A 12,715-nucleotide genomic window follows, 5' to 3' on the forward strand; every position below is an offset into this window, starting at 1 on the left:
TTTACTTTTCTGAACTGGCTGTTTTACGTGCTAAAAATGCATTATCTTTACTCGGAACCTTAAAATATACAACATGGCAATTATTGGCACTTTATCAACATTGATGAACCAATGCAATAACGAACGCATTAAAACAGCCATTAACTACCTGCTCAAAACAAATATAAGCAGCGTATTTACCACTGTTAGTGCAGGCACACCCTTTGAAGTAGAAATTGACGGTCGACGGATATTTGCCATCTTCCAGACCTATGAAACCAAGCCTATTGCCGAGGCCAAAATGGAAGGACATCAAAAATACATTGATATACAATACATACACAAGGGCACGGAGCAAATACTGATAGCTCCCATCAATAGAATAGTAAAAGATGACCCTTATGATGCAACAAAGGACTTATACTTTCCAAAAGTTGCAGATTACTCAAACATCAGATTAGCGACTGGTTCAGGCTGCATTCTTTATCCCGATGATTTACATGCACCCTGCATTAGTATTGATGCACCCACTAAAGTGGAGAAGATAGTTATTAAGGTGGCTGTTGATTAATGCTGTTTCATCAATTTTCCAATGGCCATTAAGCTAGAGAAGAATAAGCCCAATAATTTTACACATAAGCTGATTCAATTATGTTTTTAGGGATTAATCATGCTTTTCTGTTCAGCTAAATACATAGTATATTCTTCTGATATTTTAGTTTTTTTGATTTTGTTTAATTTGTCAAAGACTCATTTTTGAAATATTTGGCATGATTTTATCATGTTCCAATGGACATGAGTAAACATCAAAGCGACATACTATACAATAAATACCAGATAAAGCACCACTTTGAAGAATGGTTCCCGGGCCTAGTCATTTTCGCCCGGCAGTTTATTCAGTCATCGACCGAAGCCGAGGACATTGTCCAAAACGCATTCATAAAGCTGTTTGAAAACTTTGAAGAAGAAAAAAATTTACTGGCCGCCAAAGGTTTTCTTTATAAAACCATCCGTAACGAGTGCATTAACATCCTCAAGCACGAAGCAGTTAAACGCAAATACAGCCAACAAACACTGCTTGAAGTAAGCTCTGAAACTTACTTCCTGAATAAAATTATTGAAGAGGAGACCTACTCTACTCTGACCAACGCCATCAATCAACTTCCTGAACAATGCCAGAAAATATTAATACTTTCACTCAATGGACTAAAGAATAATGAGATTGCTGAAGATTTATCCATCTCCATTAACACCGTCAAATCACAAAAAAAACGGGCTTATAAACGACTAAAGGAACAACTGAAGAACGTTTACCAGATCGTTTCCTTCGCATCCGGGATATAAAAAAAAGAAAAAAAATTCACTTTCGTTGCACTCCTTTTGAGGTTGTAGTTGTATTACTTAAAAACCAGTTGCATGAAAGAGCATGTTAAAATAGGACGAATTATAGGTAAGCACTTGCTTTCCAACTCATCTGATGAGGAAGAAAAGCAGCTGCAAACCTGGCTGAAAGATACGGAGAACGATAATATATTTCAGTCCATCCATCATCATAACCATATCGAACAACGGCTTCACGAATATAAGCAGATAGATACGAAAAAAGCTTACAGCAATTTTTTACAAAGGACGGAACAACACAGGTTTACAATCGGCCAAATAGCATTTCGGGCTGCTGCCATTGCCGGTTTAGTCGTGACAGTGGGTATAGCAATCAATTACCTTCTTAACTCAGATTATGAACCGGATTATTTGACACAGGAAGTGATTCATCCCGGCACATCAAAAGCTATATTAAAGCTGGCCAATGGAGCGCGGCTTGAACTTGGAACTACCAATGATGAATCTGTTATAAACGAAGATGGTGTACAAATATTTCATACCGATAGTAGTTTGGTGTATCAAAATGAAGCTATTAGCGATAAAGAATTATTATATAACACCCTTGTAACCCCCCATGGCGGGGAATACCAACTGGAGCTGGCCGATGGAACAAAAGTGTGGCTAAACGCTCAATCGGAGTTAACATTTCCGGTAGCCTTTAGCGGCACCAGCAGAACCGTTAAGCTGACAGGAGAAGCATATTTTGAAGTGGCTCATAACCCTGAGCAACCTTTTATTGTTGAAACGACCACGCAACAAACAGAGGTATTGGGAACAGCCTTTAATCTATCTGCCTACCCCGATGAGACACAAACAGTAACCACCTTAGTGTCAGGTTCAGTTGAAGCGCGCTCAACTAATGGCAATGAAAGCGATTTTGTAGAAAGGCTCAAGCCCAACCAGCAGCTAATTGTCAATCACGGTAATAGTGGCACAGTAGTTGTTAAAGAGGTGAACACATACCTATACTCAGCCTGGAAAGAAGGTCGATTAGTTTTTAGAGACCAGCCACTGGAAGTCATTCTCGACGATATGAAACGGTGGTACAACTTCGATGTTGTCTACAACAACGAAGCAAGCAGGAACTATCGCTTCTCCATTGACATGCCCAAATACGAGTCAATTAACAAGTTTATTTCAATACTTGAATTGACCGGTTCCGTTGACCTGGAAGTAAATGGAAACACGCTAACAGTAAAAAGTATCAATTGATAAAAAAGGTGGATGCTGTAACATCCACCTAATGTTAAACGCTCGTGCTGTAACACGAGCATACCTTAATTAAACAATACTAATATATGGAAAAAAAATGTTCGTCAGATGCTATCTGTATTGCATTTGGTTTGCTTAAAAAATTAAAGCTCATTCAATTCCTGGGGCTTTTTATGCTAGTCGGAACCATCCAGGTTCAGGCAACAGCCTACAGTAAAGAACACAAAGCTAGTATTCATCTTAAAAACAAGGCACTGGTTAATGCACTGGATCAAATCCGTCAGCAAACCGGTTATAGTTTTGTGTACAGCTCGGATATTGTTGATGAGCATGCTAAAGTAACCATTGATGCAGACAATATGCCGCTGGATGATATTCTTGAGCTGCTGCTGGCCAACCAAAATCTTGAATTTAAGATATTGGATGATATTATTGTCATCAACAAATCGCAACAGGAAATAAAGCAACCCATCAGCATTACCAAGCTGAAGGGTAAAGTAATGATAGCTGGCACCAACGAACCTTTACCTGGAGCCAATGTGATTGTGAAGGAAGGTAACCGAGGCACAGTCACTGATGTGGATGGCAATTTTATTATCGATTTCCCATCTAACAAGACTCATTTGGTGGTCACATTTATTGGATTCATTGCTAAAGAAATAAAGGTTGGCAAAGAAACCGAACTAACCATCTACCTGGATGAAAATGTTAGTGAAATTAGCCAGGTGGTAGTAACCGGTATGCAAAAACGCGAAAAATCAAAAATGATTGGTTCGGTTAGCTCCATTGATGCTGAGAAAATGGAATTTATCGGGGCCACCACTGTTGATGAGGCAATGAAAGGTCAAATGGCAGGTGTATATGTACAAAGCAACTCAGGTAATCCGGGAGAAGTGGGCAATATCGTTATCCGAGGTACCAATACCATGACAGGTAACCGTCAACCTTTATTTGTACTGGATGGCATGCCCATGGCCGATAGCGATGTAGTGGGCAATGTAAATGAAATGTTGACCCATGGACTGGGCAATATTCCTCCCGAAGATATTGAAAGTATAACTGTACTGCGCGATGCCACAGCAGCCTCGGTATACGGCTCGCGTGCTGCAAATGGTGTTGTAGTCATAACTACCAAGCAAGGTAAATCGGGTAAAGACTATATTAGCTATAGTGGCAAATATGGGGTCACCATGCAACCTCAGAACAGCTGGAACTTCATGAACTCCAATCAGAAAGTGGACTTTGAATTAGGTATCTACGATAAGTACCTGCCAGCAACAGGCGGACGAGCTATCCAGATAATGAACCAGGTAAACCAGGGCTACCTGACAGCCGAAGAAGGCCAACAGCAAATTGACCTATTGCGCAACACACAAACCGACTGGATGGATGTATTGTATCGCAATGCGTTTACCCAATCACACAATGTGACCATGAGTGGTGGCACCGATAAATTACAATACCATATCTCGGCCAACTACAACGGCTCACAAGGTGCTTTAATGGAAAATGATTTCCAGCAAGGAACAATTAACATGAAGGTGAACCGCTTTGTAAATGAAAATTTGCTACTGAAATTCAACATGTATTCAACCTTGAAGGAGCGTAAAGAAGGCATTTCGGCCATGAATGAGTTTGAGTATGCGGTATATGCCAATCCATACGAAAAGCCGTTTAATGCGGATGGTTCGTATGCAGCTGATCAAACCTATTTACCTCCGGTAACTTCGAATCCTCACCTTGGGTATTATGACTTTAATATCGTTCGCGAACTGCGTGAAAACACACGAACCAATACAGCGGGTATGATGCGTGCACAAATTGGTGCCGAGTATACCTTTCTCGACGACTTTCGTATTGTTTCAACCACTGCAGTGGATTATAATACCGTGCATAGCATGGATGAGATTGGTGCCGGAACTTATACTTCATGGGCAGCCAACTGGCTAAATTCAGCTGCCATTGGTGGCAATGTGTTGCCCGAATACAACCTAGGCCGTTTGCAGGAGAGTTTTGGTCGCACCCTTAACTTCACCATGCGCAACAGCTTGGAGTACAACAAACGAATTGATAAACATTACATCCAGGGATTTGGTGCCATTGAAATTGGAGGTAGCTCAAACTATCAGTTTAACAGCATGTTGCCTGTATACCTAACAGCATACCGCCTGGGAGGTTACCCAGCGTGGAGCGACATCAATGGTGGCAATTTTGATCAATTGGCTTTAGCACGACTGGGTGGTTCCAGCTTTCGCGAAAGACGCAATGCCAGTTATATTGCTTCAGGCGTGTATTCATACGACAACCGCTATGTGGCCAACTTCAATATTCGCTACGATGGTGTAGATATTATTGGTAACGAAAATCAGTTCCAGCCACTGTGGTCAGCAGGTGCCAAGTGGAACGCCCACGAAGAAGGGTTTATGAAGAATAATGGCATATTCGACCGCCTTGTATTTTCGATGGGATATGGTTACCGCGGAAGTATTAACCGCGACCAGCTGCCATTCCACACGTATTCGCTATCTGCCTACTTTTATGACGGTATGCCAACCGGTAACTTGTTTACTTACGGTAACCCTAATTTAAGATGGGAGCAAAAACGCGACATCAACTTAGGATTAGAATTATCGGTATTGCAAGGCCGCGCCAATTTTGAGGTTAATTACTTTGACGAGAAGGTTACTGACCTGCTGGATATGATGCGCTTGCCTAACTCCAGCGGACGGGAATTTGCTTATGTGAATGTGGGTGAGTTAAGCAACCAGGGATTTGAGTTGTCGGCTCGTTTTGAGGTTATCAAACAAAAAGACTTTATGTGGGAAGTGGGCGGTAACTTTGCCACCATAAACAATAGCTTAGATCAGGTTTACAATGTAGATTTACCAGCCAATTCAACGTATTACACCCAGAACGTTCAGGGCTACGCGGTCAATAGCTGGTATGGTTACAAGTTTTCACACATCGATGAAAACACTGGTGCTGCCATGGTATGGGCACAACGCAAAAACACCGATTACAATACCGGCAAAATAACTTATACCGATGAGCTAATTGACCTCAACAACACAAGCAGCCAGGTTCTTAATGATGATTACGCTGCCTATCATCTGGGCCAGCGCGATGCTAAGTTCTATGGAGGTTTTAACACCCGTGTTTTCTACAAAGGGTTTGATGTAACAGCCAACTTCGTGTATGCCGGAGGTAATCAGTTATTAGGTTTTCAGGATGTACAAAACGGACCTAACCGTAATCAGGGAAGTTTGTATGCATCACGCACTAACTTATCAACCGACCACCTGTATGCATGGACACAACCGGGCGATATTACTGACGTTCCTGGAATGTCAACCACGCGCTCCAATTATGATTTATATATGGTAGATTCCGACTTAGAAAGCGGAAACTACCTGCGTTTACAATCATTATCAATTGGTTGGCGTGCCCCTAAATCTGTAACCGAAAACAGCCCATTCAATAATTTGTCGTTACGCTTTATTGGAAGCAACCTGTTTACGCTAACCAATTTTAGTGGTTCAGACCCTGAAACACGCAATACATTTGGTTATCCTATTACACCAAATTACACACTTTCTGTAACACTTGGATTTTAAATTGATAAGGTATGAAAATCAATAAACTATATATATCAATACTTGCCGTAGTCTCGTTTGTAGCAAGCGGATGCTCCGACTTTTTAGCAGTCGATCCAACTAACGAACGTGCCCTGCGCGGCTATGAAGATGTTAAAATCATGTTTTCGCGTTATATGTTCGACCAGTACGAAAGGATTCTTCCCAATCATGGGTTAGCCAACGCCAACTATCGACTTTACACAAGCGATATGCTGATGATGTTTGAGGCCTATGCCGATAATCTTGATCCTGAAAAAAGCTGGGATATTTATACCGACCGCTGGAACAACCTGGTGCCGAATAATCGCGAGGTGTATTACGCCAATAAATTTTTATATAACGATTTTAATACGCCTCAACACATCTGGAACGAATACTATCGCCAGGTAGGTTTCTTAAACACCTACATTGATGCCATGGCCGACTTTGATGATTGCACCCTGGAGCAGCGTCATCAGTTAGTGGGTGAATTGAAAATGCACCGCGCCTTTTACCTGTTTAAGCTTTACCAGTATTTTTCACAATACAATTCAGAGGAAAACGGCATTCCAATTTACCTGCACACAGGCGATGAGGTAGTAGGCATTGAAATGCCACGTAAAACGCATACTGAAGTGTATGAGATTTTAATGGATGACTTGCTTGATGTGAAAGAGATGCTGGACGAAACTGATCCAAGAAATTCATTTAATGTGATGTATGACAGACGAAGCCTGCACAACCTGCTGGCTCAGGTTTATTGGTTTAAAGCCGAAAGTCCGGCACAGGAAAGCAGTGATTATCAAAAGGCTCTGGAGTCTGCATTAATAGCATCTGAGGGCATTGAGGTAATCACACCCCGCAATTACACCGAGTATACCGAAAAAATGGGAGGGCGATTAAATGGCTACCCTCACCCATTTATTATTTCGAGTAACAGCAGCGCCGCCATTGCTCCGGTATTTGGTGCCCGCAGTGGTCGCCCTACCGGTATGTCGTTTGTTGAAGAGTTCTACAGCTCGGTAGAAAGCAATGATATCCGCTGGCGTTTCCTGTTACGTAACTCCGGCCCTATTGGTAACCCACCGGTGGTGAACCACACCACATGGCCAAGTACGCACTTCATGTATCAGAAATACGGCTCTTACTATTTGTTCGAAATCGAAAATGCCTACCTGATGCTGGCCGAATGCCAATATCGATTAGGTAATGAAGCCGCAGCGCTGGAGATTATCAATAATTTCAGAGAATGGAGGGAACTGGCCGAAATCACTGTTACTGGCGATGATTTGCTAGCTGAAATTATCAGCGAGCGTCGTAAAGAGTTTGCAGGCATTAAAGACTACCGCTGGCTGGATATGAAGCGTTACGGCGTTTCGTTTGAGCGCTCCATCAAAGTATTTGATACCTACGAAGAACCTTATACCGTAACCATCGAGCCAAACAGCTATCAGTTTGCTTTGCCTATCCCACTGCGAGAGTTGCAGGAGAATCCGCATATCTCTCAAAATCCGGGCTGGGTCAATATTATTTGGTAAACAGAAAAATATAATTGAAAATGAAGAAGTTATTATATATCACACCAATTCTGGCCCTTTTAGTTGCCTGCCAGAAAGAAGATGGGTTCAACTACAAAATGTACGATGTACATCCAAGCGAAATTGATTCAGTTTTTCTAAGTGCAGGTACACAAAAGGTAATGGCCGACGGAAAAGCAGCCCTCTCTTTTCATCTGGAAGCCTATCGTACAGTTTATTTTGGTGACAGCGTCAGCGAATTGCGCGCGGTAAATCTGAAAAGCTTACCCTCTAGTGCCATTCATATTTACGACGAAACAGGTGCTGAAGTGAATATGACCTATTATCCTGAAGAGGCAGGAATTACCAAAACTTTTTATGCTCAAATTGGCGATGCTCAATCTGAGCTGGAAGAAGTGGATGTGTATACATTAGATGCAAATTACGAACAACGCTATGTCAACGTTGTGTTTCACGTGTTGGAGCTAAACGAAAACGATGATGAATACGATCCCTTAACCTACAAAAAGGTAGAATATGAGCACCTCGAAACGGCACTTGACGATTTGAACCGTGTATTCAATAACGAAATTGGTAACTCACCCAATGCGGCCTCTGCCCAAATTGAATTTCGTTTTGCAAAATATACCAACTCTGGCGCACCCATGAATAAACCAGGTTTAAATGAAATTATTTATACCAGTGAACAGGCTAAAGATGTTGAAACGCTCATTGCCGAGTTAGATGGCTACTATAGCGGTGCTCGCTATTGGAATCATAATGAGTATTTGAACATCTTTGTTTTGCCATTTTCGGGTAACCTAAAAAACACCACTCCTCAATTTCAGAATGTAGGCGCTGAGGAAGCATGGCCAGGCATGGGTGAAATTGTAGACAGTGATGACATTGCTACCGAAGATAAAACCTTTAATAATCTGGCTGCTGCCGTTGAGCGCAGTGTTTTTCAGCAGGCACCTGAATCGCGTATCACAATTGCCAATGCTGTTGGTCGTTTCTACGGCCTGTATACAACCAGTTTCAGTGAGGTGCCCGATTTTGAAGATTACTGTTCTGATACGCAAAAATACATCACAACAGGTCAGACCAATCAAATTGTTAAGACAGGCTTAAACGGTGAGAAGTTTAATGCATCAAATGCGATGGATGATTTATCGAATGCATCATATCGTAACCACATTACTGCTGAGCAGGCTGCACGTGTGCGTTTTGCCATCGAAAGCTGCCCCGGTAGAATGAACGGATTATTAGATTAATAAAACACCTAAAGCACTGATAAGAAGGCTCCTGATCAAGGGTAGTATCTGAGCCTTCTGCTTTCGAACTCTGTCTTAAACTTTAAAAATTCAACATATGAATTCTTGTAATTTAAAATTCCCCCATTGGGCTCTTTTCGCTTTACTACTAATGGGCTTTATCACCAGCAGTCATCAGCTGATAGCCAGCACCGATGGCGGTATTTCTTTCTTCAGCGGCAGCTGGCAGGAAACACTTGACAAAGCCAAAGCCGAAGATAAAGCTATCTTTATGGACTGCTATACCGCGTGGTGTGGCCCCTGTAAGAAACTTGCAAAAGAGGTGTTTCCTGATGAAGAGTTGGGCGCCTATTTTAACGAGCATTTTATTTCAATCAAGGTAGACATGGAGAAAGGCGAAGGTATTGCCCTGAAGGAGCAGCTGAAAGTATCGGCCTTTCCAACCATGCTGTTTCTTAATGCCGATGGTGAAGAGATGCACCGCGTGGTGGGCTATCGCACGCCCAACAAGCTGATTGAAGAAGCTAAAAAAATGCAATCAAACAAAGGCTTTGGTTACTACCAGAAGCGCTACAACGAAGGTGACCGGGAGGAACAATTCATTGAGGAATACCTGCAGGTATTGAAAGCGGCCAATAAAAAAGATGAACTAAATGATGTGGCTGCTGAAGTATTACTGGACCAAAAGCCACAGCTATGGTTGCAAGACAAAAACTGGCAGCTGATTAACGACTATATTATCGATGCCGATTCGGAGATTATACGGTATGTATTTGATAACCAAAATCGTTTTGTGGCGATACATGGCGAGTTGGCTGTCGACCGAAAGATAAACACCGTCTATTCACGTGGTGCCGGACTGTTTACCAGCAAAGAGGGTGATAAAATGGTTTTGGACGAAGATGGCTACCAAAATTATATCGCGCAGCTAAAGGAGATGGGTTTGCCACAATGGGAAAAAATTAAGAAAGATACCGATTTGCGTTACTCCCTTATGCTGGAACAGTGGGATGTGCATGTTAAGCTGGTGAATGAAAAAATTGAGAACATGGGTGATAAGCTACACCCTTCCATCATATGGAATTATGCCATGCGCATTGACCAACGGTGCAACGATGCCACCACACGAGCCGAAGCAGCCAGATGGTGTCAACTAGCTATTGACCGTACCAACTCTGAGCAGGCTAAAAAATCGTATACCAGCACGCTTGAACAACTAAAGCAGCCTAAGCAAAACAAGCAAACTACTTTACAATGATGAATAATAAAAAACTTTACCTGACAGGACTGATAGCATGTTGTTTTTCCCTACTGCCTATTGTTGCACAGGACAATGCGGATGCTGACTATGGTAATTATATTGACGACAAAGAAGTAACCAGCCATATAACAAAACAAGCGGGTGACCTATTCGACAGCGGTCACTTTACAGGTCTCTTTAAGCTTCGTCAGGAAATGGATCGCCACAAAAAGGCAGCCGTGAGCTACAACGAAGAAAAGCTATCGAAAAAGGCACAGTTTAGCTTTGATGAGCACAAAGAAGGCGTACTGATACTGGCAAAACTGTATATATGTGACAAATGCCCTAACTACCATATCTCAACAGCTACCGGCTTTGTTATTAATAAGGATGGTATTGGCGTAACCAACCATCATGTATTTAAAAAATCGGCCAATAACAGCTCCATGCATTTGTCCGTTTACGCCATCGATTACGAAGGTAACATCTACCCTGTTAAGCAGGTGCTGGCAGGAGACGAACTCAGTGATTTGGCTCTATTTAAGATTGATACGTCCAATGAGTTAAAGCCATTACGATTAGGTGATGACCTTAATATTGGTGATGACCTACATCTTATTAGTCATCCTGATAAACGCTACTACTATTACTCCTACGGAAAAGTGATGCGTCAACATACCAGCAATAAATACAAATCGCCGCGTCAGTCCATTTCTGCCGATTTTGCAAAAGGCTCAAGCGGTGGACCTGTTTTTAATACTCAGGGCGAAGTAGTAGGCATCGTTACTACTACCAACTCAATTTATTATACACCAAATCAGAATCTGCAGATGGTGATTAGGGATGTAATCCCTGTTAGTCTGCTAAAAAATATGATACAAAAGGATATGGTCACAACATCAATTAAAAAAGGTGTGCCGGAACAATGACCATAATCCTTCTTGGGGCGGGCGTCTGATTCTGACATTTTTTCAACATCTTATGTCAGGCCAGCGCTTGCCATTTTATCACGCCTTAACTCCTTGATGACCTTATCATTTACACCCTCGTTTAACAGGCTTTTTACCATAATTCCGTTAAATGGCATCCTGCCTCCTGTTATTAGCCAATTACCACAAACCTGGATTCTCCAATACAATTAGCATTTTCTGCTGAATTCTTCGCCATCTGCAAGAAATAACTAACTTGCTGCCAGCATCAAAACAATACCTTCACTGCATTTTATAACATTGGGTGCACATCATCAGCATGCTATTTGCACTGATTAAAAGAATTACGAACTTTAAATAAATTTTAATCAACGCAGTTAGACAATGGGCACTGATAAAATTCTGCTGAATGTAAAGGAGGGACTAGCGCGGAACTACATCGAGGCCATGCAGATTCGTTTCGGCGGTACAGCCACAACGCACTCCTATGAAATACACACCGATGATCTGCAGGTATTCTTATATACCTACGACTTAAGACCCGGTATGGAACTAGTTATTACTCAAGGGCAAACCGTCCGGCCCATTTCGATACAACGCACTCCCGATAAGGAGCTGGATTTAATACATATCAACATATTTAAGAAGGGGCAGATAGAGCATGCCTACATAAAAAACAAGCAGTACACTGAAGCCACTACCAGTACTGGCGCTTTTATCCATAATGGCAGGTTCGCACTGCAAGGCGAAATTCCTGCAAACTTATTTTATAGTTCGATATCCATTACCTTTACCAGGGAGGCCTTCCTGCAATTTATGCCTGAAGCCACTGAATTATATGAGGGTGCTTTTGGTCATAACCAGCCAATGGCCTACCATATGCAGCTACCCATTGACGTTGAACGTCTCACAGACGATATACTCTACTACCAGGATATTGAGTTTGGCGGACGCCCTATGATTATTGCTAAAGGCCTGGAAACGCTTACCAGTTTAATACTGACCGCACAAAAAATGAGCAGCCAGAATAACCTGAATGGCCTGCATGCAGATGACTACCAGCGTCTGATGCAGATTAAAAACCAGCTATTGTCGAGCTTCAACCAGAAGATTAATATTCAGACCATAGCCGATACCTTTGGCATAAGCACTTCAAAGTTAAAGCGAGACTTTAAAACGCTGTTTGATTGTTCTATCTATCAGTTTTATGCCCATGCCAAAATGGATGAGGCTTACCGCCGACTAAAAACAGGTGATTACTCGGTAATGGAGGTAGGTTACGATCTGGGGTACTCCAATCTGTCAAAGTTTGCCAGCATGTTTAAAAAGGTAAAAGGCATATCACCCAGTGAGGTGAACAGATGATAGCTGATAATGATGCCTGTTAAGGAACGCACCTATTTTAAAAGCATGTAAATGAAAAAGATGTAATCCTTTTATTCAGTCTCATACCATTCGAAGTTCCAAATTACATCTTTTAAGTTCCAAAACTGTAGCTCGAAGTTCCAAATCTGTAGTTGTTAGTTTGCAAGTACAAGTTCGAAGTTCAGAATCAGAAGATATTAGT

The 12,715-nt window shown here is 41.9% G+C and carries 9 protein-coding genes; all 9 read left to right on the forward strand.

The genetic code is table 11. The features are described 5' to 3' along the window. The first annotated feature begins 73 nt into the window (after nucleotides 1-73). The 9 genes from KDU71_RS00135 to KDU71_RS00175 all read left to right on the forward strand — a co-directional run bounded on the left by KDU71_RS00135 (nucleotide 74) and on the right by KDU71_RS00175 (nucleotide 12,513). Nucleotides 74-550, forward strand: a complete 477-nt coding sequence (locus KDU71_RS00135; protein WP_212187861.1) for a YhcH/YjgK/YiaL family protein — start codon at nucleotides 74-76, stop codon at nucleotides 548-550. A 224-nt stretch (nucleotides 551-774) separates the two neighbouring features. Next, nucleotides 775-1,323, forward strand: coding sequence for an RNA polymerase sigma-70 factor (locus tag KDU71_RS00140; protein ID WP_212187862.1), 549 nt, complete (start codon nucleotides 775-777; stop codon nucleotides 1,321-1,323). A gap of 72 nt (nucleotides 1,324-1,395) precedes the next feature. Beyond that, on the forward strand, nucleotides 1,396-2,574 hold the full coding sequence (locus tag KDU71_RS00145) for a FecR family protein (RefSeq protein ID WP_212187863.1): 1,179 nt from the start codon (nucleotides 1,396-1,398) through the stop codon (nucleotides 2,572-2,574). 86 nt (nucleotides 2,575-2,660) lie between these two features. After that, nucleotides 2,661-6,188: a SusC/RagA family TonB-linked outer membrane protein gene (locus tag KDU71_RS00150; RefSeq protein WP_212187864.1), complete on the forward strand. Its 3,528-nt coding sequence runs from the start codon at nucleotides 2,661-2,663 to the stop codon at nucleotides 6,186-6,188. An 11-nt stretch (nucleotides 6,189-6,199) separates the two neighbouring features. Then, complete coding sequence (locus tag KDU71_RS00155) at nucleotides 6,200-7,726, forward strand: RagB/SusD family nutrient uptake outer membrane protein (protein ID WP_212187865.1); 1,527 nt, start codon at nucleotides 6,200-6,202, stop codon at nucleotides 7,724-7,726. 20 nt (nucleotides 7,727-7,746) lie between these two features. Further along, nucleotides 7,747-8,979 carry a hypothetical protein gene (locus KDU71_RS00160; RefSeq protein ID WP_212187866.1) on the forward strand — a complete coding sequence of 411 codons (1,233 nt, stop codon included), beginning with the start codon at nucleotides 7,747-7,749 and terminating at the stop codon, nucleotides 8,977-8,979. Between the two features lie 97 nt (nucleotides 8,980-9,076). Beyond that, nucleotides 9,077-10,237, forward strand: coding sequence for a thioredoxin family protein (locus tag KDU71_RS00165; protein WP_212187867.1), 1,161 nt, complete (start codon nucleotides 9,077-9,079; stop codon nucleotides 10,235-10,237). After that, on the forward strand, nucleotides 10,234-11,148 hold the full coding sequence (locus KDU71_RS00170; RefSeq protein ID WP_212187868.1) for a S1 family peptidase: 915 nt from the start codon (nucleotides 10,234-10,236) through the stop codon (nucleotides 11,146-11,148). The genes KDU71_RS00165 and KDU71_RS00170 overlap by 4 nt, the downstream gene beginning before the upstream one ends. A 384-nt stretch (nucleotides 11,149-11,532) precedes the next feature. After that, nucleotides 11,533-12,513 (forward strand): helix-turn-helix domain-containing protein, encoded by a 981-nt coding sequence (locus KDU71_RS00175; RefSeq protein WP_212187869.1) that lies wholly within the window; start codon nucleotides 11,533-11,535, stop codon nucleotides 12,511-12,513. The last annotated feature ends 202 nt before the right edge of the window (nucleotides 12,514-12,715 follow it).

Origin of the sequence: Carboxylicivirga sediminis (genome assembly GCF_018156225.1) — a bacterium.
GTDB classification, from domain to species: Bacteria; Bacteroidota; Bacteroidia; order Bacteroidales; family Marinilabiliaceae; genus Carboxylicivirga; species Carboxylicivirga sediminis.